Origin of the sequence: Agrococcus sp. GCM10030265 (genome assembly GCF_042666675.1) — a bacterium.
In the GTDB taxonomy this organism is placed as follows: Bacteria; Actinomycetota; Actinomycetes; order Actinomycetales; family Microbacteriaceae; genus Agrococcus.
Map to the genome: position 1 here is coordinate 52,037 of NZ_JBHTCZ010000004.1, position 26,880 is coordinate 78,916.

At 72.6% G+C, this 26,880-nt stretch carries 20 protein-coding genes; 14 read left to right on the top strand and 6 right to left on the bottom strand.

Annotated elements, in window-relative coordinates:
- Window positions 1-76 precede the first annotated feature (76 nt).
- From guaB to ACFQPP_RS12050, 9 genes are all read left to right on the top strand, one after another.
- Window positions 77-1,579, top strand: coding sequence for an IMP dehydrogenase (gene guaB, locus ACFQPP_RS12010; protein WP_376916874.1), 1,503 nt, complete (start codon window positions 77-79; stop codon window positions 1,577-1,579).
- A gap of 588 nt (window positions 1,580-2,167) precedes the next feature.
- Complete coding sequence (locus ACFQPP_RS12015; protein WP_376916875.1) at window positions 2,168-3,010, top strand: DUF4097 family beta strand repeat-containing protein; 843 nt, start codon at window positions 2,168-2,170, stop codon at window positions 3,008-3,010.
- Window positions 3,007-3,657: a PadR family transcriptional regulator gene (locus ACFQPP_RS12020; RefSeq protein ID WP_376916876.1), complete on the top strand. Its 651-nt coding sequence runs from the start codon at window positions 3,007-3,009 to the stop codon at window positions 3,655-3,657. The genes ACFQPP_RS12015 and ACFQPP_RS12020 overlap by 4 nt, the downstream gene beginning before the upstream one ends.
- Window positions 3,658-3,729: 72 nt before the next feature.
- On the top strand, window positions 3,730-4,845 hold the full coding sequence (locus ACFQPP_RS12025; protein ID WP_376916877.1) for a GuaB3 family IMP dehydrogenase-related protein: 1,116 nt from the start codon (window positions 3,730-3,732) through the stop codon (window positions 4,843-4,845).
- Between the two features lie 74 nt (window positions 4,846-4,919).
- Complete coding sequence (locus tag ACFQPP_RS12030; RefSeq protein ID WP_376916878.1) at window positions 4,920-6,698, top strand: glycerol-3-phosphate dehydrogenase/oxidase; 1,779 nt, start codon at window positions 4,920-4,922, stop codon at window positions 6,696-6,698.
- A gap of 2 nt (window positions 6,699-6,700) precedes the next feature.
- Complete coding sequence (locus ACFQPP_RS12035; RefSeq protein ID WP_376916879.1) at window positions 6,701-7,489, top strand: SURF1 family protein; 789 nt, start codon at window positions 6,701-6,703, stop codon at window positions 7,487-7,489.
- Between the two features lie 21 nt (window positions 7,490-7,510).
- Entirely contained in the window at window positions 7,511-8,014 is a 504-nt protein-coding gene (locus tag ACFQPP_RS12040) for a DUF3817 domain-containing protein (RefSeq protein WP_376916880.1), read from the top strand.
- Window positions 8,014-9,585: a glutamine-hydrolyzing GMP synthase gene (gene guaA / locus ACFQPP_RS12045; protein ID WP_376916881.1), complete on the top strand. Its 1,572-nt coding sequence runs from the start codon at window positions 8,014-8,016 to the stop codon at window positions 9,583-9,585. The genes ACFQPP_RS12040 and guaA overlap by 1 nt, the downstream gene beginning before the upstream one ends.
- Window positions 9,586-9,759: 174 nt before the next feature.
- A complete protein-coding gene (locus tag ACFQPP_RS12050) occupies window positions 9,760-10,755 on the top strand; it encodes a bile acid:sodium symporter family protein (RefSeq protein ID WP_376916882.1) in 996 nt (331 codons plus the stop codon).
- A gap of 156 nt (window positions 10,756-10,911) precedes the next feature.
- Here ACFQPP_RS12050 and ACFQPP_RS12055 read toward each other — a convergent pair whose 3' ends face one another.
- The gene (locus ACFQPP_RS12055) at window positions 10,912-12,423 is read right to left on the bottom strand and encodes an SDR family NAD(P)-dependent oxidoreductase (protein ID WP_376916883.1); all 1,512 of its coding nucleotides are present in this window, start codon (window positions 12,421-12,423) and stop codon (window positions 10,912-10,914) included.
- Between the two features lie 90 nt (window positions 12,424-12,513).
- Window positions 12,514-13,467 carry a Bax inhibitor-1/YccA family protein gene (locus ACFQPP_RS12060; protein ID WP_376916884.1) on the bottom strand — a complete coding sequence of 318 codons (954 nt, stop codon included), beginning with the start codon at window positions 13,465-13,467 and terminating at the stop codon, window positions 12,514-12,516.
- A 149-nt stretch (window positions 13,468-13,616) separates the two neighbouring features.
- Here ACFQPP_RS12060 and ACFQPP_RS12065 point away from each other — a divergent pair, with 149 nt between their 5' ends.
- From ACFQPP_RS12065 to ACFQPP_RS12075, 3 genes are all read left to right on the top strand, one after another.
- A complete protein-coding gene (locus tag ACFQPP_RS12065; protein WP_376916885.1) occupies window positions 13,617-14,624 on the top strand; it encodes a glycerophosphodiester phosphodiesterase family protein in 1,008 nt (335 codons plus the stop codon).
- 171 nt (window positions 14,625-14,795) lie between these two features.
- Window positions 14,796-17,198 (top strand): lamin tail domain-containing protein, encoded by a 2,403-nt coding sequence (locus ACFQPP_RS12070; RefSeq protein ID WP_376916886.1) that lies wholly within the window; start codon window positions 14,796-14,798, stop codon window positions 17,196-17,198.
- Window positions 17,199-17,330: 132 nt separating this feature from the next.
- A complete protein-coding gene (locus ACFQPP_RS12075; protein ID WP_376916887.1) occupies window positions 17,331-19,736 on the top strand; it encodes an ATP-dependent helicase in 2,406 nt (801 codons plus the stop codon).
- Window positions 19,737-19,997: 261 nt separating this feature from the next.
- On the opposite strand, the gene ACFQPP_RS12080 is transcribed toward ACFQPP_RS12075, so the two are convergent.
- The 3 genes from ACFQPP_RS12080 to ACFQPP_RS12090 are packed head-to-tail and all read right to left on the bottom strand — an operon-like array spanning window position 19,998 to window position 23,249.
- On the bottom strand, window positions 19,998-21,671 hold the full coding sequence (locus ACFQPP_RS12080) for a tripartite tricarboxylate transporter permease (protein WP_376916888.1): 1,674 nt from the start codon (window positions 21,669-21,671) through the stop codon (window positions 19,998-20,000).
- Entirely contained in the window at window positions 21,664-22,218 is a 555-nt protein-coding gene (locus ACFQPP_RS12085) for a tripartite tricarboxylate transporter TctB family protein (protein ID WP_376916889.1), read from the bottom strand. The genes ACFQPP_RS12080 and ACFQPP_RS12085 overlap by 8 nt, the downstream gene beginning before the upstream one ends.
- Window positions 22,215-23,249, bottom strand: coding sequence for a Bug family tripartite tricarboxylate transporter substrate binding protein (locus tag ACFQPP_RS12090; RefSeq protein ID WP_376916890.1), 1,035 nt, complete (start codon window positions 23,247-23,249; stop codon window positions 22,215-22,217). Before ACFQPP_RS12090 ends, ACFQPP_RS12085 begins: the two co-directional genes overlap by 4 nt.
- 172 nt (window positions 23,250-23,421) lie before the next feature.
- On the opposite strand from ACFQPP_RS12090, the gene ACFQPP_RS12095 reads away from it, so the two are divergent.
- Both ACFQPP_RS12095 and ACFQPP_RS12100 read left to right on the top strand, forming a co-directional pair.
- Window positions 23,422-25,056, top strand: a complete 1,635-nt coding sequence (locus ACFQPP_RS12095; RefSeq protein ID WP_376916891.1) for an ATP-binding protein — start codon at window positions 23,422-23,424, stop codon at window positions 25,054-25,056.
- Entirely contained in the window at window positions 25,053-25,727 is a 675-nt protein-coding gene (locus tag ACFQPP_RS12100) for a response regulator (RefSeq protein ID WP_376916892.1), read from the top strand. The genes ACFQPP_RS12095 and ACFQPP_RS12100 overlap by 4 nt, the downstream gene beginning before the upstream one ends.
- A gap of 60 nt (window positions 25,728-25,787) precedes the next feature.
- On the opposite strand, the gene ACFQPP_RS12105 is transcribed toward ACFQPP_RS12100, so the two are convergent.
- Entirely contained in the window at window positions 25,788-26,873 is a 1,086-nt protein-coding gene (locus ACFQPP_RS12105) for a PQQ-dependent sugar dehydrogenase (RefSeq protein ID WP_376916893.1), read from the bottom strand.
- Window positions 26,874-26,880 lie beyond the last annotated feature (7 nt).

Genomic DNA, 26,880 nt, shown 5'->3' on the forward strand with positions numbered 1-26,880 from the left:
GATCGTGTCGAGCATGTTTCGCTTTCGCCTCGATCGGTGACTCGGGACCGAATCGTTACTCGTACGATGGATGGCAATGGACACGCGCGACCCGTTCGGCTTCACCGGTCTCACCTACGACGACGTCATGCTGCTCCCGGGCCGCACCGACGTCATCCCGAGCGAGGCGGACACGTCCACCTTGCTCTCCCGCCGCATCCGCCTCGCCGTGCCGCTCGTGTCGAGCGCCATGGACACCGTCACCGAGGAGCGCATGGCGATCGCCATGGCGCGCCAGGGCGGCATCGGCATCGTGCACCGCAACCTCGCCATCGTCGAGCAGGCGGCGATCGTCGACCGCGTGAAGCGGTCGGAGTCGGGCATGATCACCGACCCCGTGACGATCGGGCCCGACGCGACGGTCGCGCAGGTCGACGCGATCTGCGGGCAGTACAAGGTGTCGGGCCTGCCCGTCGTCGACGAGGGCGGCCACCTGCTCGGCATCATCACGAACCGCGACATGCGCTTCGTGGCGCGCGCCGACGGCGAGACGACGCTCGTGCGCGACGTCATGACGCCCGCGCCGCTCACGACCGCGCCCGTGGGCACGTCGCGCGAGGACGTCCTCGAGATCTTCCGGCAGTCGAAGCTCGAGAAGCTGCCGCTCGTGCACGAGGACGGCCGCCTCGCCGGACTCATCACCATCAAGGACTTCGACAAGGTCGAGCAGTACCCGCACGCGACGAAGGACGAGCACGGCCGCCTCCGCGTGGGCGCCGCCATCGGCTTCTTCGGCGACGCGTACGACCGCGCCGAGGCGCTGCTCGAGGCGGGCGTCGACGTCATCGTCGTCGACACCGCCAACGGCGAGAGCCAGGGCGTCATCGACATCGTGACGCGGCTGAAGGGCGACGCGCGCTTCGACGCCGTCGACATCATCGGCGGCAACGTCGCGACGCGCGAGGGCGCGCAGGCGCTCGTCGACGCGGGCGTCGACGCCGTGAAGGTCGGCGTCGGCCCGGGCTCGATCTGCACGACGCGCGTCGTGTCGGGCGTGGGCGTGCCGCAGGTGACGGCCGTGTACGAGGCGTCGCTCGCCGCGACCCCCGCCGGCGTCCCCGTGATCGCAGACGGCGGCCTGCAGTACTCGGGCGACATCGCGAAGGCCCTCGTGGCCGGCGCATCCTCGGTCATGCTCGGCTCGCTGCTCGCGGGCACCGACGAGTCGCCCGGCGATCTCGTGCTCATCAACGGCAAGCAGTTCAAGTCGTACCGCGGCATGGGCTCGCTCGGTGCGATGCAGACGCGCGGCACGAAGACGTCGTACTCGCGCGACCGCTACTTCCAGGCCGACGTGCCCTCCGACGAGCAGCTCATCGCCGAGGGCATCGAGGGCCAGGTGCCCTACCGCGGGCCGCTCGCGACCGTCGCGTACCAGCTCTCGGGCGGTCTGCGGCAGTCGATGTTCTACGTGGGCGGGCGCACGATCCCCGAGCTGCAGGCGAAGGGTCGCTTCGTGCGCATCACGGCGGCGGGCCTCAAGGAGTCGCACCCCCACGACATCCAGATGGTCGTGGAGGCCCCGAACTACCGCCGCTGACGCCTTCGGGCGCCGCGTCGCGAGGTGCGCTCTCGTCGCGAGGTACGCGAGGAGAGCGCGGGTGCGCCACGAGCCGTACCTCGCTCGGATCGGCGTAGCTCGCCTCGCCTGGCGTACCTCGCCGCCGAGGCGGCGGCCGACGGGGCGTGGCGGCACCGAACACGTCGCGATCCTCCACAGCCAGCAGCCCTGGGCGCTCCTTCGGGCCGCGGTCGGCGCACCATGCCGGCATGGATGAGATCGACGTCGTCGCGACCCGTCTCGCTCGGACGAGGGGGATCGAGCCCACCGACGCCCTCGCGATGGGCGATCCGAGCACCCCGCATTCGCGAGCCGGCGTCCGCCACTCGCACCTCCCGCTCCCGTCCTCGCACCGCATGGCAGTCGATGGCGCCCCCGGGCGTCCACCTGCCTTCGTGACGGTGCCAGGTACGCGGAGCATGCGGAGGCACCGCCCGAGCAGCACCTCAGGCGTCTTCGCGTCCCTGGCAACCGAGGGGAGACGGTACGGGAGGGTTGCGGGTCGTGCGTGACGCGATATATCGTGACTCGCACACGCGATGCATCGCGTTCGAGGGAGGGAGCGTCATGGAGACCAACGAGGATCGGGTGCCCTTGGAGGGCGCGACGCCCGCCGACTCGAGCGCCGAGCGGTGGACGGTGCGGCCGGGCGACACCCGCACGATCACGCTCGAGGGCGTGCGCCGGCTCAAGGTCGGGGTCATCGCGGGCAGCGTCGACGTCGTCGGGCACGACGAGCCGTGGGCGCGGGTCGAGGTGCACCGCGTCGACGGGCGCGACCTCGAGATCTCGCTCGACGACGGCGCGCTCAGCGTCGCGCATCCGCTGCTGCGGTGGTCGAACCTCATCGAGTCGCTCAAGTCGCTCGGCGTCGAGCGCGGTCGCGTCGAGGTCAGCATCCTCGTGCCGCGCCACGTCGCGGTGACGTACGGCCAGGTCTCGGCGCAGGGCCTCGTCGCAGGCGTGCGCGCCGGCGTCGACGTCAGCACGGTCTCGGGCGACGTGCAGCTCGACGGCGTCGCGGGCGACGTGCAGGTCAACACGGTCTCCGGCGACGTCGAGGCGACCGGGCTCGACGGCGACGTGCAGGTGCACGCCGTGAGCGGCGAGGTGACCGTCTCAGGCAGCGCACGTCGCGTCGGCGTCGACACCGTCTCGGGCGACGTGCTGCTCGACGTGCACGGGCCCGTCGCATCCATCGCCGTCAACGGCGTCTCGGCAGACGCCACCGTCCGCGTCGACCAGGACGTCGCCGCCGAGGTCGTGACGAACACCGTGAGCGGCAGCGGCCGCGCGTTCGGCGTCGCGATGCCGAAGCGCGGGGGCCGCCACTCGGAGGCCGGCGCCGGCGCGCAGGCGCGCATCTCGCTGAACTCGGTCTCGGGAGACCAGACGGTCGTGCGCCGATGAGCCCCGTGTTCGCCCACGGCGCCCTGCGCCTCTACCTCCTCTCGCTGCTCGCCGAGTCGCCGAAGCACGGCTACGAGGTCATGCAGGCGCTCGAGCGGCGCTTCGGCGGCACCTACCAGCCGTCGGCGGGCACCATCTACCCGCGACTGTCGCGGCTGGAGGAGGAGGGGCTCGTCGAGAAGCACGCGGACGGCCGCCGCACCACGTACGCGATCACCGACGCCGGGCGCGCCCACCTCGCCGAGCGGCAGGGCGAGCTCGACGCGCTCGAGACCGAGATCGGCGACTCGGTGCGCAGGCTCGCCGACGAGGTGCGCGGCGGGGTGCGGGACGCGATGCGCACCTTGCGCGCCGATCTCGCCGCAGCCGAGCGCGGCGCCCGCTCGCCCGAGCCTCGCGACGACGCTGCGCCGACGGGCGAGCCCGAGCCCGCATCCTCCAGCGCGCACGCCCGCTCCGAGCCGCGCGGCGCCGATCGCGCCGACGTGCGCGCGGCCGTGCACGAGGTCGACCTCGCCGTCACCCGCATGCGCGCCGAGGTGCGCTCGCTCGTGCGCGGCGCGTCGGTGACGGCGGCGACGGCGCGCGAGGTGCTCGGCGAGGTGGATGCGGCGACCGCCCGCATCCGCGCGATCCTCGGACGCTGACGCGGGGCTCGCCCGGTCACCTCTGGGCGAACTCGGGAGAGGCCGGCCCCGGTCGGCGCTAGGCTTGAGGACGTGGCGGAGATCGAGCTCGGGCTGGCGAAGAGCGCACGACCGGCGTACGGATTCGACGACGTCGCGGTCGTGCCGACGCGTCGCACGCGCGACAGCGATGTGGTGTCGCTCGCGTGGCAGATCGACGCGTTCCGCTTCGACATCCCCGTGCTGGGTGCTCCGACCGACTCGGTCATGAGCCCCCGCACCGCCATCGCGCTCGGGCGCGCAGGCGGCGTCGGCGTGCTGAACCTCGAGGGCGTGTGGACGCGCTACGACGATCCCGAGCCGCTGCTCGCCGAGATCGCGAGCCTGCCCGCCGACCTCGCGACGAGCCGGATGCGCGAGATCTACGCCGCGCCCGTGCGCCCGGAGCTCATCCGCCAGCGCCTCGCCGAGATCCGCGAGGCCGGCGTCACCGTGGCGGGCGCGCTCAGCCCCCAGGCCGTGCAGGAGCACTACCAGACCGTCATCGAGGCGGGCGTCGACCTCTTCGTCATCCGCGGCAGCACCGTCTCGGCTGAGCACGTCACGAAGACGGGCGAGGCCCTGAACCTCAAGCAGTTCATCTACGAGCTCGACGTGCCCGTCATCGTGGGTGGCGTCGTCACCTACACGGCCGCGCTGCACCTCATGCGCACGGGCGCGGCAGGCGTGCTCGTGGGCTTCGGCGGCGGTGCCGCATCCACGAGCCGCAGCGTGCTCGGCATCCACGCCCCCATGGCGACCGCCGTGAGCGACGTCGCCGCCGCCCGCCGCGACTACCTCGACGAGTCGGGCGGTCGCTACGTGCACGTGATCGCCGACGGCTCGCTCGGCACCTCCGGCGACATCGTCAAGGCCTTCGCGTGCGGCGCCGACGCCGCCATGCTCGGCACGGCGCTCGCTCGCGCCACCGATGCTCCGGGCCGCGGCTGGCACTGGGGCCCCGAGGCGCACAACCAGAAGCTGCCGCGCGGCAACCGCGTGCAGGTCGAGCAGGTCGGCGACCTCGAGGTCGTGCTGAGCGGCCCCGCACCCGTCGCCGACGGCACGGCGAACATCGTCGGCGCGGTGCGCAAGGCGCTCGCGACGACGGGATACAAGGACGTCAAGGAGTTCCAGCGCATCGACGTCGTCGTCGCACCGCGACGGTAGGCATCGCGCTCGAACCGCGCAACGCAAGGACCCGCAGGGCCCGTGACACCCGCAAGGGATGAGGGAGTAGGGACATGGCAGTCAGGCAGAGCTCGAAGAGCGTGCGGCGGTCGCCCAACCTGGGACCGGAGGAGCGCGCGAAGGCATTGGCCTCGATGCGCGACCGCGAGGTCGACGTGCTCGTCATCGGCGGCGGCATCGTCGGCGTCGGTGCGGCGCTCGACGCCGTGACGCGCGGCCTGCGCGTCGGGCTCGTCGAGGCGCGCGACTTCGCCTCCGGCACCTCGAGCCGATCGTCGAAGCTCATCCACGGTGGCATCCGCTACCTCGAGCAGTTCAACTTCGGCCTCGTGCGCGAGGCGCTCATCGAGCGCGGGCTGCTGCTGCAGCGCATCGCGCCGCACCTCGTGAAGCCCGTGCGCTTCCTGTACCCGCTCACGAACCAGCTCGAGCGCGGCTACATCGGCGCCGGCATGGCGATGTACGACGCCTTCAGCTACACGGGCTTCATGCGCCCGGGCGTGCCCATGCACCGGCACCTGTCGAAGAAGCAGATGCTGAAGCAGATCCCGTCGCTCGACCCCGACGCGCTGGTCGGCGGCCTCACGTACTACGACGCGCAGGTCGACGACGCACGCTACGTGGCCGAGCTCGCGCGCACCGCCTCGTTCTACGGCGCCCATGTCGCGAGCCGCGTGCGCGCCGAGGGATTCGTGAAGGTCGGGGAGCGCGTCGTCGGCATCCAGGCGCACGACTACGAGTCGGGCGAGCGCTTCGAGATCCGCGCCAAGCAGGTCGTGAACGCGACGGGCGTGTGGACGGGCGACACGCAGGCGATGGTCGGGTCGCGATCCGACTTCCGCGTGCGCGCGTCGAAGGGCGTGCACCTCGTCGTGCCGCGCGACCGCTTCCACTCGGCGATGGGCCTGCTGCTGCGCACCGAGAAGTCGGTGCTCTTCGTCATCCCGTGGGGTCGTCACTGGATCATCGGCACGACCGACACCGACTGGGAGCTCGACAAGGCGCACCCCGCCGCGACGGCCGCCGACATCGACTACATCCTCGAGCACGTCAACTCGGTGCTCGCGACGAAGCTCACGCGCGCCGACGTCGAGGGCGTCTACGCGGGCCTGCGACCGCTGCTCGCCGCCGCGGAGGGCGGTTCGACTGCGAACCTGTCGCGCGAGCACCACGTCTCGCACACCGTGCCGGGCCTCGTGATGATCGCCGGCGGCAAGTGGACGACGTACCGCGTCATGGCGAAGGACGCCATCGACGAGGCCGTGTCGGCGATCGACGGCAAGTTCCCCGCGTCGTGCACCGAGGACATCCCGCTGCTGGGTGCCGTCGGCTACCGCGCCGCATGGAACAAGCGCGGCAAGATCGCGAAGGCGTTCGGGCTGCACAAGCACCGCGTCGAGCACCTGCTGAACCGCTACGGCACGCTCACCGACGACCTGCTCGACATCATCCGCGAGCACCCCGAGCTCGCCGAGCCGCTGCCGGGCGCCGACGACTACCTCGGCGCGGAGGTGCGCTACGCATGCCTCGCCGAGGGTGCGCTGCACCTCGACGACGTGCTGGCGCGCCGGACGCGCATCTCGATCGAGGCGTGGGACCGCGGCGTCGCCGCAGCCCCCGTCGCCGCTCGCATCATGGCCGACGCCCTCGGCTGGGACGATGCGCGCATCGAGACCGAGATCAACACGTACAACAAGCGCGTCGCGGCAGAGCTCGCGAGCCAGGCGCTGCCCGACGACGAGTCCGCCGACCGCGCGCGGCTCGAGGCGCCCGACATCGTGCCGCTGGGTGCGCTGCCGGTCGTCGAGCCCGTCGGCACCCGCGGCACCTGAGCGTGACGCCGCCCCGGTTCATCGAGGTCGCGCGGCAGCCCCGGTGGATCGGGGCGCTGCTGTTCGCCCTCCTCGTCGCAGGCGTGTTCGCCGCGCTCGGGCAGTGGCAGATCGACCGCGCCGTGCAGCAGGGCCAGGCCGACGAGCGCGACACCGAGACGCCCGTCGCGCTGACGTCGGTCGCCGAGCCGCAGTCGCCGCTCATGTCGGAGGCGGGCGGACGCATCGTCGAGGTCGACGCGACGCTCGATCCCGCCTCGGTCATCGTGCTCGCCGGCCGGCAGGAGGAGGGCGAGGCCGGGGCGTGGCTCACGGCCCGCGCGATCACCGACGACGGCGCATCCCTCGCCGTGGCGCTCGGCTGGGCGCCGACGCGTGGCGAGGCGGAGGCGGCGGCCGCAGCCATCGACGCCGAGCGCGCGACGATCGTCGGCCGCTACATGCCGAGCGAGTCGCCGACGGTCACCGACTTCGAGGGCGACACGACGGAGGCGATGAGCGTCGGCGACCTCATCAACCGCTGGCCGGGGTTCTCGGGCGACGTGTACGCGGGCTACGTCATCGTCGAGGGCGCCGTCGAGGGCACGACGCCCATCACGTCGCTGCCGCCGGAGCAGCAGACGCAGCTCAACTGGCTCAACATCTTCTACGCCATCGAGTGGGTCGCCTTCATGGTGTTCGCGCTCTACCTCTGGTTCCGCCTCGTGCAGGACGCGAGGGAGCGCGAGGTCGAGGCGCTCGAGGACGCGGAGGAGGCTGCGGCGGCGGCACGCGCGTCAGGCGGCGTCTGAGCGCTCGGTAGGATGGAGGGCGTGCCGAGGCCCATCCAGCAGATCCCGAAGATCCGCTCGGCGATGACCTTCTACCGCATCATGTCGTGGGTGACGGGCGCGTTCCTGCTGCTCCTCGTCATCGAGATGGTGCTGAAGTACTCGCCGACCCACGTCGAGCTGTTCGCAGGCGGCTCCGTCGGGCTCCTGGGGCTCGCGCCCGTCGTGCCCGGCCCCGGCTGCGAGTGGTACTCGCTGTTCGTGCCCGGCGGCATGGGCTGCGAGATCCAGTCGCTCGGCGACGGCTTCAACATCTCGCTCGCGATCCTCATCGCGCACGGCTGGATCTACGTGATCTACCTGCTCGCATGCTTCCGGCTCTGGATGCTGCTGCGCTGGCCGTTCGGCCGCCTCCTCGCGATGGCGCTCGGCGGCGTCGTGCCCTTCCTCTCGTTCATCGTCGAGCACCGCATGCACCGCATCGCGGCCGCCGACGTCGCCCGGCTCGACGCCCAGGCGGCAGCCCTCGCATCGAAGGAGGCCTGATGGCCGACACCGCTCAGCGCCCCGTGCTCGTCGTCGACTTCGGCGCGCAGTACGCGCAGCTCATCGCCCGCCGCGTGCGCGAGGCCGACGTCTACTCCGAGGTCGTGCCGCACTCGATCACCGCCGAGGAGGTGCGCGCGAAGGACCCCGTGGGCATCGTCCTCTCCGGCGGCCCCTCCTCGGTCTACGCCGAGGGTGCCCCGCGCCTCGACCCCGACATCCTCGAGCTCGGCGTCCCGACGTTCGGCATCTGCTACGGCTTCCAGGTCATGGCCGCGCAGCTCGGCGGCGAGGTCGCCCGCACGGGCAACCGCGAGTACGGCTCGACCGCCGTCACCGTCGGCGAGGGCGGCAGCCTCCTCTCCGGCCAGCCCGACGCCCAGACGGTGTGGATGAGCCACGGCGACGCCGTCGCGAAGGCCCCCGAGGGCTTCGACGTGCTCGCCTCGACCGTCGACACGCCCGTCGCGGCGTTCGAGAGCCGCGAGCGCCGCATGGCCGGCGTGCAGTGGCACCCCGAGGTGCGGCACTCCGAGCACGGGCAGCGCGTGCTCGAGTCGTTCCTGCACGACATCGCGGGCATCGACCGCGACTGGCGCACCGGCAACGTCATCGAGGAGCAGATCGCCCGCATCCGCGAGCAGGTCGGCGACGACAAGGTCATCTGCGGCCTCTCGGGCGGCGTCGACTCGGCCGTCGCCGCGGCGCTCGTGCACGCCGCCGTCGGCGACCAGCTCACGTGCGTGTTCGTCGACCACGGCCTCCTGCGGCAGGACGAGCGCCGCCAGGTCGAGGAGGACTACGTCGCGTCCACGGGCGTGCGCCTCGTGACGGTCGACGCGCGCGAGCGCTTCCTCGGGGCGCTGGCAGGCGTCTCCGACCCCGAGACGAAGCGCAAGATCATCGGCCGAGAGTTCATCCGCGTCTTCGAGCAGGCCGAGCGCGACCTCGCCGCCGAGGCCGCGGCCGAGGGCGAGCCCATCCGCTGGCTCGTGCAGGGCACGCTCTACCCCGACGTCGTCGAGTCCGGCGGCGGCGCAGGCACGGCGAACATCAAGTCGCACCACAACGTGGGCGGCCTGCCGGACGACCTGCAGTTCCAGCTCATCGAGCCGCTGCGCGCCCTCTTCAAGGACGAGGTGCGCGCCATCGGCCGCGAGCTCGGCCTGCCCGAGGCGATCGTCGGCCGCCAGCCCTTCCCGGGGCCCGGCCTCGGCATCCGCATCATCGGCGAGGTCACCGAGGAGCGCCTCGACATCCTGCGTCGCGCCGACGCGATCGCACGCGAGGAGCTCTCGAACGCGGGCCTCGACCAGGAGATCTGGCAGTGTCCCGTCGTGCTCCTGGCCGACGTGCGCTCGGTGGGCGTGCAGGGCGACGGCCGCACCTACGGCCACCCCATCGTGCTGCGGCCCGTGTCGAGCGAGGACGCCATGACGGCCGACTGGACGCGCCTGCCCTACGACGTGCTCGCGCGCATCTCGAACCGCATCACGAACGAGGTCGAGGAGGTCAACCGCGTGGTGCTCGACGTGACGTCGAAGCCCCCGGGGACGATCGAGTGGGAGTAGCCGCCCGGCTGCTCCGCCCGGCCTGAGCCGCCCGCTCGTCGGGCTCGGGCTCGGGCTCGGCGAGGACGGGAGGGTCTGCGGCCTCAGGGCCGCCGAGCCTCCCGTCCGCCGCATCCGCCCCTTCGGGCCGGCACGTCGCCCGGCAGGGATGCGACGCTCGGTATCGTCGAGCGAGTGCCCGACGAGACGACGCCCGAGACCGTGAACGCCACCGCAGCCGCCCGCGAGCACGTGGGCGCGAGGATCGGCCGCATGGCGGGCACGTGGTTCCCGCTCATCGTGATCGCAGCGGGCGCCGTCGCAGTGCTCGCGCCGGCGCCGTTCGTGCCGCTCGGCGTGCTCGTAACCCCGCTGCTCATGGTCATCATGCTCGGCATGGGCATGACGCTGCAGGGCAGCGACTTCGCCATCGTCGCGAGGAAGCCCTTCGCCCTGCTCATCGGCATCGTCGCGCAGTTCGTCATCATGCCGCTCACGGGCTTCCTGCTCGTCACGCTGCTCGACCTCGACGCGGCCATCGCCGTCGGCGTCATCCTCGTCGCGGCGGCGCCCGGCGGCACCGCCTCCAACGTCATGGTCTTCCTCGCGAGGGGCGACACGGCGCTGTCGGTCGCGATGACGACGGTGTCGACGCTCGTCGCCCCCGTCATCACGCCACTGCTCGTGCTGCTGCTCGCGGGCAGCTACCTGCCGGTCGACCCCGCGGGGCTGTTCGTCTCGATCGTGCAGATCGTGATCGTGCCGATCGTGGTCGGCCTGCTGCTGCGCCGCTTCCTGCCGCGGGTCGTCGCGGCGATCGTCGAGTGGATGCCGCTCGTGTCGGTCGTCGGCATCACGCTCGTCGTGCTGGCCGTCGTGGCGGGCTCGGCGGCGACGATCCTCGCATCGGGCCTCGCCATCCTCGGCATCGTCGTGGTGCTGAACGGCGTCGGCCTCGTGCTCGGCTACGTCGCGGCTCGCGCGGTCGGCCTCGAGGAGCCCGCTCGCCGCGCCGTCTCGATCGAGGTGGGCATGCAGAACTCGGGCCTCGCCGCCGGTCTCGCGCGCACGCACTTCGCACCCGAGGCAGCCGTGCCCGCCGCGATCTTCTCGGTGTGGCACAACGTGTCGGGCTCGCTGCTCGCGTCGTTCTGGTCGCGGCGCGCGCCGAAGGTCTCCGCAGACGCGTAGGGCCGTCGCTGGGCGCCGATCGCACGGCGCGGAGCGCCCGGTGCTGCTCGCGACGGCGACGCGGCATGCCGATGGCGCCGGGATGCGCGCTGAGCGCGACCACGGCTGCGCATGTCGCATGAGACGCCGCTCAGCGCGCACCCGCGCGCCGTGCGGCTACCAGGGTGCGCGCTCGTAGTCCTTGAGGAAGACGCCGTAGACATCCTCGCCGGCCTCGCCGCGCACGATGGGGTCGTACACGCGAGCGGCGCCGTCGACGAGGTCGAGCGGCGCATGCCAGCCCTCCGAGGCGATGCGCAGCTTCTCCTGATGCGGTCGCTCGTCGGTGATCCACCCGGTGTCGACGGCCGTCATCAGGATGCGGTCCGACTCGAACATCTCGGCAGCGCTCGTGCGCGTGAGCATGTTGAGCGACGCCTTCGCCATGTTGGTGTGCGGATGCCCCGCGCCCTTGTAGCGCCGCCCGCCGAACTGGCCCTCCATGGCGGAGACGTTCACGACGTACGCCCGCCGGGCACCCGCCTGCACCGCCGCGCGCATCGCCGCGCGCAGCCGCGACACGAGCAGGAACGGCGCCGTGGCGTTGCACAGCTGCACCTCGAGCATCTCGAGCGCGTCGACCTGCTCGACCGTCTGCGTCCACGAGTTCGTCGTCTGCAGGTCGGGCAGCAGCCCGCCCGCGTCGACCGCGGTGCCCGCGAGGTGCGCGTCGAGGCTCGCGTGCCCGGCGCGCAGCGCGAGCGCCGTCATCGACGCAGCCGTCTGCGCGGCCATCGCGTGCTCGAGGGTCTCGCCCTCGTGGTGGGGCGTCGAGTGATGGTCGAGCGCACCGGCGATGGATGCGGGATGCACCGACGAGATGCCGTCGAACGTCGTCATCTCGGGCAGCGCGAGGTCGGTCGGCAGCGGCGCCGACTCCTGCTCGACGAGGGCGGAGTACGCGCCGGGGGAGCGGCGCACGGTCTGCGCCGCGTTGTTGATGAGGATGTCGAGCGGACCCGCGGCCGCGACGTCGTCGGCGAGGGCGACGACCTGCGTCGGGTCGCGCAGGTCGATGCCGACGACCTTCAGCCGGTGGATCCAGTCGGCCGCGTCGTCCATCTGCGCGAAGCGACGCATCGCATCCTTCGGGAAGCGCGTCGTGATGGTGGTGTGGGCGCCGTCGCGCAGCAGGCGCAGCGCGATGTACATGCCGATCTTCGCCCGACCGCCCGTCAGCAGGGCTCGCTTGCCGGAGAGGTCGGTGCGCTGGTCGCGCTTCGCGTGGCTGCGGGCCGCGCAGTCGGGGCACAGGCCGTGGTAGAAGGCGTCGACGAGCGTGTACTCGCGCTTGCAGACGTAGCAGCCGCGCGCCTTCTGCAGCTCGCCCGCGAACGCCCCGACGGCGTTCGACACGAGGGGGATGCCCTTCGTCTCGTCGTCGATGCGCATGGGGGAGCCCGTGGCGGTGCGCTCGATGACGGCGCGATCGGCCTTGCGCTCCGCCCACGTCTTCTCGTCGCGGCGCGTCTTCTTCAGTCGCTTCTGCAGCAGCCACGCGGCGCGCTTCAGGGCGACGAGGTCGGGGTCGTCCTCGGCGAGCGCCGGCGCCTCCTCGAGCACGCGCAACGCCGTCGCGAGGTCGTCGGGGTCGAGGTTCGCGCGCTGCGGATCGGTGGGGTCGGGCACCCGTCGAGGGTACTCGCGTCGCGGCCTGCGCCCAGAACGCGACGGCGCCCCGAGCCAGGGGCTCGGGGCGCCGTCGCGGTGCGTGCTGCGCTAGTTGTTGCCGCGCAGGATCGCGAGGATGCGGAGGATCTCGACGTACAGCCAGATGATCGTGGCCGTGATGCCGAAGGCCGCCTGCCAGCCGTACTTCGCCGGGACGCCGCGCTGCACGCCGATCTCGACGTTGTTGAAGTCGAGCATGAGCGAGTAGGCGCCGAGCAGCACCGCGAGGCCGCCGAGGACGACGCCGAACGGCAGGCCGAGGATCGGCACGTCGACCGAGCGCAGGCCCCACGGGTCGGGGCTGATGCCCGTGACCATGAGCACGAAGTTCACGAGCGAGAACAGGCCGTAGCCGATGAGCACGATGAAGAAGAAGCGCGTGAGCTTGGGCGTGACGCGCACGATGCGGAACGCGTAGAGCGCGAGCGTCGCCGCGAAGACGCATGCGGTGGCGAGCAGGGCCTGGAAGACGATGCCGTCGAAGCCCATGCCGAACTCGATGATGGCGCTGAAGCCACCGATCGCGAGACCCTGCGCCGCCGCGTAGGCGAGGATGAGCGCACGGTTCGGCTCGCGCTTGAACGCGTTGACGAGGCCGAGCACGAGGCCCGCGATGAGGCCGACCCACATGAGGCCCTGCATGAGCATGCCGTTGCCCGTGAGCAGCAGGCCCATCTGCAGCAGGAAGCCGACCGCGACGATGCCGAGCATCGCGACGGTCTTCATGATCACGCCGTCGTAGGTGAGGCGGCCGGTGTCGGACGACGTCGCCGAGGGGCGGTCGTACATCTGGCCGAGCTGCTCGGGCGAGGGGGCGCCGGGCTGCTGGAAGCCCCGCTGCGCGGGCTGCTGGTAGCCCTGCTGCGCGAAGCCCTGCTGGCCCTGACCCTGCTGCGGCGCGTAGGTCTGGCCGGGCACGTAGTCGCCATCCTGGCGCAGCTGCGCAGCACGCTGCGGATCGCGCGAGAAGGCGGGGGAGTTCGAGAAGCCGAAGCCGGCCATGGTGTGCACTCCTGTTCGGGATGGGAAGTCCTGACTCAGGGTAGCCGCGGAGGCCATGGATTCGCTGTGCCGGCCTGGTCGTTCGCCTCCGGCGCACGAGGGTCGGCGGCCGCCGGGGGCGAGCGCATCCGTCGGGCTAGCCTGGGCGCGTGACCAGGCCACTCGTCGTCGCCCACCGAGGAGCCAGCGGCTACCGCCCCGAGCACTCCGCGGAGGCGTTCCGGCTCGCCGCCCGGCTCGGCGCCGACATGGTCGAGCCGGACATCGTCGCGACGCGCGACGGCGTCCTCGTGCTGCGGCACGAGAACGAGATCTCCGGCACGACCGACGTCGCCTCGCACCCCGAGCTCGCGTCGCGCCGCACGACCAAGGAGATCGACGGCGAGCACCTCACGGGGTGGTTCACCGAGGACCTCACGTGGGACGAGCTCTCGCAGCTGCGGGTGCGCGAGCGCCTGCCGCGCATCCGGCAGGCGTCCGCGACGTTCGACGGGCAGCTCGGCATCCTGCGCCTCGAGGACCTCCTCGACATCCTCGACGAGACAGGGCTCGGCATGGTCGCCGAGATCAAGCACGCCACGTACTTCCGATCGATCGGCCTGCCGCTCGACGAGCTCGTCGCCGATGCGCTGCGAGAGCGCGGCTGGGCGTCGACGCCGGAGCGCCTCGTCGTGGAGGCGTTCGAGCAGGACGTGCTGCGTCGCCTGCGCGCCCGCGGCGTCGCCGGCCGCTACGTCTACCTCCTCGAGCACGGAGGATCGCCGGCCGACGCCGTCGCGTCGCTCGGGTCGAGCGCGCCCACGTACGCCTCGCAGCGCACCGACGCGGGGCTCACCGCGCTCGCCGCCGAGGGCCTCGACGGCATCAGCGTCGACAAGCGGGTGCTGCTCGAGGAGGGCAGGGACGGCGTGCGGGTCGCCGACCTCGTCGACCGCGCCCACGCCGCCGGGCTGCAGATCCTCTGCTGGACGCTGCGGCCCGAGAACCGCTTCCTCACGAAGGCGCATCGCCGCGGGCCGCTCGCGTCGCACTGGGGCGACTGGATGCGGGAGTGGGACCTGCTGCTTCGCGCGGGCCTCGACGGCGTGTTCGCCGACCATCCCGACCTCGCCCTGCTGGCCGTCGACCGCGCCTTCGGCGCCGATCGCGCGCGCTGACGCGATCCCGATGCGACGGGCGATGCCGGCCGCGTCCCCCTGACGCGCGCCTCGCGCGACGCGGGCGTGCGTGCGACGCCTGCGGGCCGCGCTGGCGACACCGCTCGTTCACCCGTCGTTCGCCGCGCATCCCGAGGATGCAGGGGTCCCCACAGCACAGGAGATCCTGCAGTGCACAAGCGCGTCCTCTCCGTGACCGCCCTCGCCGCCGTCGCACTCGGCAGCGTCGTGGTCGCGACCCCCGCATCCGCCGCCGATGCGGACGTCCGCATCAACGAGGTGCAGTCGAACAGCGCGACCGGGGCTGCCGACCTCGTCGAGCTCGTCAACGCGGGCGTCGAGCCCGTCGACGTGTCCGGCTGGAGGCTCGTGGACGACGACCCCGAGCGCACGCCCGACCTGCTGCCCGCCGGCACGGTGCTGCAGCCGGGCGCGTTCCTCGTCGTCGAGCCGACGTTCGGCCTCGGCGCGAACGACGCCGCCGTGCTCTCGGACGACGCGGGCGTGCAGATCGACGCGTACGCGTGGACCGAGCACGCCTTCACCGAGGGGCGCCTGCCGGATGGCACGGGCGCCTTCGTGGACACGGAGCCGACGCCGGGCGCCGCCAACGTCGCACGCGTCGCGACGGTCGAGCCGCAGCCCGTCGAGACCGGCATCCGCGTCAACGAGGTGCTCTCGAGCGACCCCGTGCTCGCGGACTTCGTCGAGCTGACGAACGTCGGAGCGAGCACCGTCGACGTGTCGGGCTGGATCCTCCGCGACGACGATCCGCTGTCGACGCTGCGCATCGCGGAGGGCACGATCGTCGAGCCGGGTGCCTTCGTCGTCGTCGAGACGAACGCGACCGCCGACGGCTTCGGGCTCGGGTCGAACGACGAGATCAGCGTGATCACCGAGGACGGCACGGGGCTCGCCGACTCCTCCGCGTGGACCGACCACGCCGCATCCGAGGGTCGCGTGCCCGACGGCACCGGCGCGTTCGTCGACACCGAGGTCACGCGCGGCCAGGCCAACGTCGAGCGCCGCGTCGCCTCGCCCGTCGTCATCAACGAGGTCGAGTCGAACGGCGACCCCGTGAGCGACTGGGTCGAGCTCGCCAACACCGACACGACGAGCACCATCGACGTCTCGGGCTGGACCATCCGCGACTCGGACCCGTCGAACCCCACCATCACGCTGGCCGAGGGCACCGAGATCGAGTCGGGCGGCTACCTCGGCATCCGCACCGACGCGCCGGACGACTTCTTCGGCCTCGGCGGTACCGACCGCGTCACCGTGCGCGACGAGACGGGCGCCGTCGTCGACACGTTCGGCTGGTCGGGCCACGCCGCCACGACGTACGGGCGCTGCCCCGACATGATGGGTGCCTTCGCCGTCACCGCCGCGAGCACGTTCGAGCTCGTGAACGACTGCACCGTCGTCGAGGAGCCCGTCCACGACACCATCCCGTGGCCGTACGGACAGGACGTGCAGGATGCCGTCGCACCCGGCACGTGGGGCGAGGACATGTCGGGCCTCGACCACGCGGCCGACGGCACGCTCTTCGCCGTGAACAACGACGACGGCGAGATCTTCGAGATGGCGGGTGGCGACGGCCAGCCGCACGCGATCGCCCGGTCGTGGGTACCGACGTACCCGGACGGCTCCGGCCAGCCCGACGCCGAGGGCATCTCGGTCGCCGGCGACGGCGCCATCCTGCTGTCGACCGAGCGCGACAACGCCGCATCCAACGTCTCGCGTCCGTCGGTGCTGCGCGTCGAGCTCGGCGAGGACGGCGCCTCGACGACGACCCACGAGTGGAACCTGACCGCCCTCACCGGCCCGCTCGGCGCGAACGCGGGCATCGAGGCGATCGAGTGGATCTCGGATGCGGACGCGACGCGCCTCGGCATCCGCGACGCATCCGGCGCCGCGTACGACCCGGCCGCGTACGGCCCGCACCTGGGCGGCATCGTCGCGTTCGCCGTCGAGGCGACGGGCGAGCTGCACCTCGCGGTGCTCGAGGAGGACGGCGGCATGACGCTGCTGCAGACGACGCGCCCCGGCCCCGCCGTGTCCGTCGTCATGGGCCTCGACTGGCGCGCGGGCGGCAACCTGCTGTGGGCGCTGTGCGACGAGGCGTGCGACAACCGTCTGTCGACGCTCTCGATCGTCGACGGCCTGCTCGCATGGCAGGCGGACGTCGACGCGCCCGCCGCGATGCCGACGGCGTACACGAACGAGGGCCTCGCCATCGCGTACTGCGGCGTCGCAGACGTGACGCCGACGGTGCTGTGGATCTCGGACACCGCCCACGCGGGCGTCTCGCTGCGCGTCGCGCCCGGCGCCGACTGCGTGGCGGCCGAGCCGACGCCCGAGCCCAGCGCACCCACGAGCCCGACGCCCACGGATGCACCGATCGGCGGCGGCGTCGGCGGCGGCGCAGGCGGCCAGGCGGGCTCCGGCGGCCAGGGCACGCTGCCGCAGACGGGCTCGGAGACGGGCCTCGGCCTCGCCGCGCTCGCGATGCTGCTCATCCTCGGCGGCGCGACGATCGCGCTGCGGACGGCGGGCCTGCGCCGACGCGCCTGACCGAGGCGCTCAGGCGCAGCCTGCGAGGCCCGTCCGGCGACCCGCCGGGCGGGCCTCGTGCGTGGCGGGCCGCCGCCGTCGGCGCCCTCGGGCGGGCGCCGCGTCGGTGGTGCGCCGTAGGATCGTGAGGACATGATGGATCTCTGGGGGCTGGACGACGCGCCGCTCGTGCCGACGCCCCTCGGGCGCGCTGGAGCGGGCGAGCCGAGCGTCGACGACGCGCTGCTCGACGGGCTCAACCCGCCGCAGCGCGAGGCCGTGCTGCACCGCGGTCCCGCGCTGCTCATCGTCGCCGGCGCGGGCTCCGGCAAGACGCGCGTGCTCACGCACCGCATCGCGGGCCTGCTGTCGACGCGCGAGGCCTGGCCGAGCCAGATCCTCGCGATCACCTTCACGAACAAGGCCGCAGGCGAGATGCGCGAGCGCGTGTCGTCGCTCATCGGCGACGAGGCCCGCGGCATGTGGATCTCGACGTTCCACTCGGCGTGCGTGCGCATCCTGCGCCGCGAGGCCGAGCAGTTCGGGTTCAAGCAGTCGTTCACCATCTACGACTCGGGCGACACCCGAGCGCTCGTCAAGCGGCTCATCAAGGACTCCGGCGCCGACACCCTGGGGCTCACGCCCGGCGGCGTCGCGTCGAAGATCTCGAAGGCCAAGAACGACCTGCACGACGTCGACTCGTACCGGCAGACCGCCAACCTCTCCGACCCGCGCGAGCAGGCGTTCGTCGAGATCTGGCGCCGCTACGACCACGAGCTGCGCCGCGCCAACGCCTTCGACTTCGACGACCTCATCGGGCAGGTCGTCTACCTCTTCCGCGCCTTCCCCGTCGTCGCGGCGCTCTACCGCAAGCGGTTCCGCCACATCCTCGTCGACGAGTACCAGGACACGAACCGCGCGCAGTACGCCCTCATCCGAGAGCTCACGCAGGGCGTGCCCGCAGGCACGCTGCCCGACCAGCGCGGCGAGATCCCCGGCGCGTCCCTCACGGTCGTCGGCGACTCCGACCAGTCGATCTACGCCTTCCGCGGCGCCGACATCCGCAACATCGTCGAGTTCGAGCGCGACTTCTCCGAGGCCAAGGTCGTGCTGCTCGAGCAGAACTACCGGTCGACGCAGCACATCCTCTCCGCCGCGAACGCCGTCATCAAGCACAACTTCGACCGGCGCGACAAGAACCTCTTCACCACCGAGGGCGACGGCGACATGATCGTCGGCTACACCGGCTACTCGGGCCACGACGAGGCGCAGTTCGTCGCCGACGAGATCGTCACGCTGCAGAGCCAGGGCATGCCGTGGTCGCAGATCGCCGTCTTCTACCGCACCAACGCGCAGACGCGAGCGCTCGAGGAGATCCTCATCCGCTCCGCGATCCCGTACAAGGTCATCGGCGGCACGAAGTTCTACGAGCGCGCCGAGATCAAGGACGCCATGGCGTACCTCGTCGCCGTCGCCAACCCCGACGACGGCATGAGCCTGCGTCGCATCCTCAACGTGCCGAAGCGCGGCATCGGACCCGCGACCGAGGCCGGGCTGCAGGCCTTCGCCGACGAGCACGACCTCACGCTGCGCGAGGCCATGCGCCGCGTCGGCGAGCTCGGCTTCGGCCCCAAGGTGACGGGCGCCATCCGCGACCTCGCCGCCCTGCTCGACACGCACACGCAGGCCGACAACCCCGACCCGGGCGCGGTGCTCGCGGATCTCATGGGCCGCACCGGCTACCTCGACCAGCTGCGGGCGTCGCCCGACGCGCAGGACGCCGCGCGCGCCGAGAACGTCGAGGAGCTCATCGCCGTCACCCGCGAGTTCCGCAAGGCGAACCCGAACGGCTCGCTCATCGACTTCCTCACCGAGGTCGCGCTCGTGGCCGCCGCCGACGAGCTCGACGACTCCGAGGGCCAGGTGTCGCTCATGACGCTGCACACCGCCAAGGGCCTCGAGTTCGACGCCGTCTTCATCACGGGCGTCGAGGAGGATCTCCTCCCGCACCGCATCTCCGCGAACGAGCCAGGTGGCCCCGCCGAGGAGCGACGCCTCTTCTACGTCGGCGTCACCCGCGCCCGCAAGCGCCTCTACCTGTCGCTCGCGATGACGCGTGCGCAGTTCGGCGAGGTCACCGTCGCCATGCCGTCGCGCTTCCTGCAGGAGATCCCCGCCGAGCTCATCGACTGGCGCCAGTCGCCCGGATTCGTCAACGGCCGCGGTGGCTCGCAGTCGCGCGCGCTCAACGCCCGACAGGGTGGCGCCAAGCCCGGCGCGCTCGGCACGGGCGGCTTCGGCGGCGCCCGCAGCGGCGGCCGCTACCCCGACGCCCTGCCCGCAGGCGAGAAGAAGGCCTTCCCCAACACCATCGCCGAGGTGCGCGACAACTCCGACCTGGAGCTCGTGCCCGGCGACCGCATCCGTCACAAGGACTTCGGCGAGGGCCGCGTCTCGGCCGTGACCGGCGCCGGGCCCAAGCGGGTCGCCGAGGTGCAGTTCGACGGGGTGGGACGCAAGCGGCTGCTGATCAAGATCGCGCCGATCGAGAAGCTCTAGTCGGAGGCGGCGTCTTCGGCGTCCCGCTGCGCGTCTCGTGACGCGTGCTCGCTGCGTTCGCGCGCTCCTCGACCAGCAGGTGGTGGCACCGATCGCTGCTGGTCGAGGAGGCCGTGCGCGCAGCGCACCGCCGTCGCAAGACCCGCGCATCAGCGCAGCGGCAGCATGCGGGACGCGCAGGAGGTCGAGGCATGGAGACGGCGGAGGGGACGAGACCCACGGGCCTCGCCCCCTCCGCCGTCTCCGTACGACGCAGGGACGCTACGAGTCCTCGGGATCTCGAGGACGACGCATCCGCCGCCTGGCCGTGGGGATCGACGTCGTCGACAGAGCGCCGCGGTCGAGCTGCGGGTGCGGCTCGTGGCTCTCGATGGTCTCGTCGAGCGTCGCGATCGACTCCGTCGACGCCGCCGCGGTCTCGGCGGCGAGCGCCGCCTCGAAGCGTGCGCTGCGGCGTCGCAGCCACAGCGACAGCGCGACGATGACGATCGCGACGACGTAGGCGACGACGGCGAACGGCGACTGCACGAGGTAGGCGGGGTCGCCGACGCCGAGCTGCATCGCCTGCCGCAGCTCCTCCTCCGCCATGGGGCCGAGGATCGCGCCGACGACGAGCGGCGACACCGGGAATCCCTGCCTGCGCATGAAGAAGCCCATGATGCCGAGCACGAGCAGCACGAACACGTCGAACACGGTGAAGTTCGCCGCGTAGGCGCCGAGGCCCGCGAACACGAGGATGCCGGCGTACAGGTACGGCCGCGGGATCTGCAGCAGCCGCACCCACAGCCCCACGAGCGGCAGGTTGAGCACGAGCAGCATGACGTTGCCGATGTAGAGGCTCGCGATGAGCGCCCACACGAGCGGACCCTGCGACTCGAACAGGCGTGGACCGGGCTGGATGCCGTACGTCTGGAACGCCGACAGGATGATCGCCGCCGTCGCCGTCGTCGGGATGCCGAGCGTCAGCAGCGGCACGAGCACGCCCGCCGCAGCGGCGTTGTTCGCCGACTCGGGTCCGGCGACGCCCTCGATGGCGCCCTTGCCGAACTGCTGCTTGTACTCGCCCTTCGCGAGGCCGCGCTCCGTCGCGTACGACAGGAACGTCGCCACGTCGGCGCCGCCGGCGGGGATGGTGCCGATGGGGAAGCCGATCGCGGTGCCGCGCAGCCACGGCTTCCACGAGCGCGCCCAGTCGGAGCGGCGCATCCACGTGCGCCAGCCGCGGGTGATGGGGACGAGCGGGATGGCACCCGACCGCAGCCGCGAGCCCACGTACAGCGCCTCGCCGAGGGCGAAGAGTCCGACGGCCACGAGCACGACGTCGATGCCGTCGGTGAGCTGCGGGATGCCGAGCGTGAAGCGCGACTGGCCGGAGATGGAGTCGACGCCGACGAGCCCGAGGGCGAGACCGAGCGCGAGCGACACGAGGCCGCGCCACACGCTCGAGCCGAACAGGGCGCCGACGGTGAGGAAGGCGACGACCATGAGCGCGAAGTAGTCGCGGGGCCCGAGCCCGACCGCCCACCGGGCGATCGTGGGGGCGACGAGCGTCAGCAGCGCCGTCGCGATCGAGCCCGCGATGAACGAGCCGATCGCGGCGGTCGCGAGTGCTGCGGCGCCACGCCCGGCGCGCGCCATCTTGTTGCCCTCGAGGGCGGTGACGATCGATGCGGACTCGCCGGGCGTGTTCAGCAGGATCGAGGTCGTCGATCCGCCGTACATGCCGCCGTAGTAGATGCCGGCGAACACGATGAGCGCCGCCGTCGGCTCGAGCGCGTACGTGATGGGCAGCAGCAGGGCCACCGTCATGGCGGGGCCGATGCCGGGCAGCACGCCCACGGCGGTGCCGACGAACACGCCGAGGAGCGCGTAGAGCAGGTAGACGGGCTGCGCCGCGGTGGCGAAGCCCTCGAGCAGCAGGCCGAGGCTATCCAAGGGGGATCCAGGAGGTGAGGGTGCCCGTGGCGGGCAGCGAGAGACCGAGGAGGGTGCCGAACAGCAGCTGGCTCACGACGCCGAGGCCGAGGCCGATGAGCACCGCGACCCACCAGCGTCGCGCGCCGAGCGCGATCGACGACGCGGCGAACAGCACGGTGACGGCCAGCGGCCAGCCGAGGTGCGGGATGGTCACGACGAGCGAGAGGAAGGCGAGGGCCACGATGCCCGTGGTGATCCACGACGTGCCGCCCTCGAGGTCGACGTCCTCGCCCTCGTCGGCGTCGCCGAAGCGGCCGCGCAGCTGGCCGACGAGCACGCCGATGCCGGCGACGAGCAGCAGCCCGCCGACGGCGTACGGGATGACGCGGGCGCTGAGCGTCGTCGCCTGCCCGCCCTGGTGGATCTGCGTCGTCAGCACGAGCATCGCGATGGCGAGCGCGATGACGACGCCGACGACGACCATGGCCTCGACCCGGTGCGCCCGGGGGAGCACGCGGGGCGAGGCCGGCGCACCCTGCCCGGGTGCGCCGGCCTCGACGGTCACGAGGTGAGGCCGATCGTCTGCAGCGTGTCCTGCGTGAGCGCGATGTCCTCGTCGAGGAAGGACACGAACTCGTCGCCGGGGAGGAAGGCGTCGGTCCAGCCGTTCGTCTCGACCGCGTCCGTCCACTGGCCGGCGTCGTGCATCTCGGTCACGAGGTCGATGAGCGCCTGACGCTCCTCGTCGGAGATGTCGGCGGGGGCGAGGAGGCCGCGCCAGTTGGTGATGGTGAGGTCGATGCCCTCGTCCTGCAGCGTCGGGGCGTCGGGCAGGGCGATGGCGGGCTCGTCCGACGACACGGCGAGCGCGCGCAGGTCGCCCGACTCGACGGACTCGGCGAACTCGCCGACGCCCGAGATGCCGACCATGGCCGTGCCGCCGAGGAGCATCGTCAGCGCCTCGCCGCCGCCCGAGTTGGCGATGTAGTTGAGCGACGTGGGCACGTCGGCCGCGTCGACGCCGCCCTCGACGAGCAGCTGTCCGGCGAGGATGTGGTCGATGCCGCCTGCGGAGCCGCCGGTGACGGTGACCTGCGGGCCGTCCTCGACGATCGCGTCGACGACGTCCTCCACCGTCTCGAACTCGGAGTCGGCGGGCACGACGATCACGAGGGGCTCCTCGGTGAGGCGTGCGATGGGCGTCATGTCCTCGATGCGGTTCTCGGACGCGTTCGTCTCGACCGCGCCGACCATGACGGAGCCCGTGACCATGAGCGTCGCGAACGACGTCTCCGTCGCGAGGCTCGCGAGGCCGACGGTGCCGCCCGCGCCGCCGATGTTCTGCACGGGGGCGGAGTCGACGAGCGAGTCGCCGGTCAGCGCGGCGGCGACGGCGCGAGCCGTCTGGTCCCAGCCGCCGCCGGGGTCGGCGGGGGCGATGACGTCGACGGCCGTGATGGCGTCGGGTGCGGCATCGGCGTCGCCGCCGCCTGCCGAGCCTCCGGAGGAGCAGGCCGCGAGCGCGAAGGTCGTCAGCGCGACGGCGCCGATCGTGAGGGTGCGCCGCAGGCGCAGGTGCTGGACGTCGTCGTGCATGGGTCGATCGCCTCTCATCGTCGAGCGACCGGCGCCGTGCCGGATCGCGATCTGGGGAGACCATAGGGACGCACCGCGCGCCCCGCGGCGTTGCGTGCGAAACGCGTCGTTTCGGTCGTTTCGGTCCTGCCCGCATGCGGTGCGCGGACGGATCCGGCCCTAGCATCGGCTCATGACCCGGGCGACGGCGCTGCGGGGCCTCCTCGCGCGGCCCAACGCATCGCCGCGCGCCCTGACGCTGCGTCGGCAGCTCGTGCTGCTGCAGTCGGCGATCATGCTCGTCGTCATCCTCGGCGCGGGTCTCGCAGCCGTCGTCGTGCAGGAGCGGCAGATCCGCGACGCGTACCGCGACCGGATGATCGGCGTCGCGTCGTCGGTCGCGCAGCTGCCGTCGGTGCTCGACGCGTTCGACGACGCGGATCCGGCACGCACGATCCAGCCCATCGCCGAGCTCATCCGCACGTCCTCCGACGTCACGTACGTCGTCGTCACCGACCTCGAGGGCGTCCGCTACTCGCATCCGAACCCCGAGCTCATCGGCGAGATCGCATCGACGCCGCCGATCGCCGCGCAGACGGGCGACGTGTGGATCGGCACCGAGACGGGCACGCTCGGCGAGTCGTGGCGCGTGAAGGTGCCGATCGTCGACGCCGACGGCCAGGTCGTGGGCCAGGTGTCGGTGGGCACGCTCGAGTCCGAGCTGCAGGAGGATCTGTTCGGTGCGACGCGGTGGCTCGCGCTGTGCCTCGCCATCGCGGCGCTCGTCGGCCTGCTGCTGTCGACGTGGGCGGCGGGCGTCGTGCGCCGCCGCATCCACGGCGTCGAGCCCGACGAGATCAAGGCGATGCTCGAGACGCGCGACGCCACGCTGCACGGCATCCGCGAGGGCATCGTCGTCGTCGGCGACGACGGACGCATCGTGCTGTGCAACGACGCCGCGGCCCGGCTGCTCGACGTCGACGTCGACGATGCCGTGGGGGAGGCGTTCGAGGGCGTGCTCGACGCCGATCTCGCGGGCCTCCGCGACGACGACGGGCAACGGCTCGTGCTCGCGGGCGAGCGCGTGCTCGTCGCGCACGCCGACCCCGTCGTCGTGCACGAGCGCACCGTCGGCACCGTCGTCATCCTCGTCGACCGCACCGAGACCGACGACGCGCTGCGAGCCCTCGCCGGCGCGCAGTCCGCCGCCGAGGGCCTTCGAGCGCAGCGGCACGAGTTCGCGAACACCCTCCACACGATCGGCGGGCTCATCGAGCTCGGCGAGACGGATGCGGCGCTCGCGATGGTGCGCAGGGAGGGCGACGGCGGGGCGATCTCGGGCGTCGAGGAGTCGGGCATCCACGATCTCGAGCTCGCGGCCCTCGTGCTCGCGAAGCGCGCGCGTGCGCGCGAGCTCGGCGTGCGGCTCTCGGTCGACGCCGGGCGGCTCGCGGCGCCGTTCGCCGTCGAGGGCGCCGACCTCGTGACGGTCGTCGGCAACCTCGTCGACAACGCGCTCGAGGCGACGGGCATGCAGGGTCGCGTGCACGTGACCCTGGAGAGCTGCGACGGCGACGCATCGCAGGGTCGCATCGTCGTCGAGGACGACGGCCCGGGCGTGCCCGTCGGCGAGCGCGGCGCGATCTTCGAGCTCGGTCACTCGACGAAGGGCGACGGCCGGGCACGCGGCTACGGCCTGACGCTCGTGCGCCGCGTCGTGCGCCGGCTCGGCGGCGAGGTCGAGGTCGACGACGCGGCCCTCGGCGGCGCGCGCGTCACGGTGACGCTGCCCGTGCAGACGCGAGCGGATGCGCAGGTGCGGCGATGATCGTGCTGCGTGCGCTCGTCGTGGAGGACGAGCCGGAGGTCGCCGTCGTGACGCGCGGCTTCGTCGAGCGCCACCCCGGCTTCCAGGTCGTGGCGGTCGCGCCGACGGGCGGGCAGGCGCTCGACGCGGTCGAGACGCTCGCGCCCGACGTCGTGCTGCTCGACGTGCATCTGCCCGACATGTCGGGGCTCACGGTGCTGCGACGGCTGCGGTCGCGCGGCAGTCGCGTGGAGGTCGTGGCGGTGACGGCCGCGCGCGACCTCGAGACCGTGCGGATGGCGCGCACGCAGGGCGTGCGCCACTACCTCGTGAAGCCGTTCGACATGGGCACGCTGCACCAGCGCCTCGACGACGTGCATCGCGCCGTCGCGCAGGAGCGCTCGCTCGCCGCATCCACGCTCGACCAGGCGGGCATCGACGCCGTGCTCGGCAGCGCCGCGGGCCCGCGGCTCGTGCGCAAGGGCGTCAACGACCGCACGCTGCAGACCGTCGAGGCCGCGCTCGCCGAGGCGGGGTCGGACGCGTCGGCGGCCGAGGTCGCCGTGCGCATCGGCATGTCGCGGGTGAGCGCGCGCCGCTACCTCGAGCGGCTCGTCGAGCTGGGCGTCGCGCGCGTCGAGCCCCGATACGGCTCGACGGGCAGGCCGGAGCACCGGTACACCGTGGTCTGACGCCGGTGCTCGCGGCCGGCGGCCGGCGGCCGGCGCCCGTCGCTCGTCGGAGCCGACGCGTCAGACGACGACGCGCAGGATGCGGTCGTCGTCGACGCCCGGGGTGCCGTTGGCGTCGCGGTTGCTCGTCGTGAGCCACAGCGAGCCGTCGGGTGCGGCCGCGACGCAGCGCAGCCTGCCGAGCTCGCCGTCGAAGGCCTTCTGCGGCGTGCCCGCGCCGTCGCCCGCGAGCGGGACGACCCACAGCCCCTGCCCGCGCAGCGCGCACAGGTAGGCGACGCCGCGGTGGATCTCGAGCGCCGACGGCGAGCACGCCGACGTCGGCCAGGTGACGACGGGGTCGACGTACGCGGGTGCGCCGCCTGCGCCCTCGACCTCCGGCCAGCCGTGGTTGCCGCCCGGCTCGATGCGGTTCAGCTCGTCGGCCGCGTCCTGCCCGAGCTCGGCCGCCCACATCCGGTCGCCATCCCACGCGAGCCCCTGCGGGTTGCGGTGGCCGAGCGACCACACGCGCGTGCCGAACGGGTTGCCCTCGGCGGCTCGCCCGTCGGCGTCGAGGCGGAGGATCTTGCCGGCGAGGTCGCCCGGATCCTGCGCGCGCGAGCCGTCGGCCGCGTCGCCGACCGTGACGTACAGCATGCCGTCGGGACCGAAGCGCAGGCGGCCGCCCTGGTGGTTCCGCGCCAGGGCGATGCCCTCGACGAGCACCTCGGGCGTGCCGAGGCCGCCGTCGAACGGCATCCGCACGAGCCGGTTGTCGGCGTCGCTCGACAGGTACGCGTACAGGGCGGACTCGTCCGGCGAGAGGGCGAGGCCCAGCAGACCGCCCTCGCCGCGCGCCGCGACGCCGGGCACGACGCCCACCTCGTCGACCGATCCACCGCCGTCGACGCGCAGCACGCGGCCCGACTCGCGCTCGGAGACGAGCGCCGCGCCGTCGGCGAGGAACGCGAGCGACCACGGCACCGCGAGACCCGTCGCGATCGTGCGGTCGAGCGTGGGGAGGGCGGGCGGTGCGTCGGACGGTGCGGTGCCCGCGTCGGCGTCGGCGGATGCGTGGACGGTGGGATCGCTCGGCGAGCAGGCGGTGAGGCCGAGTCCCGACGCCATCATCCCGGCGAGCATGGTCCTGCGCGAGAGGCTCATGCCCATC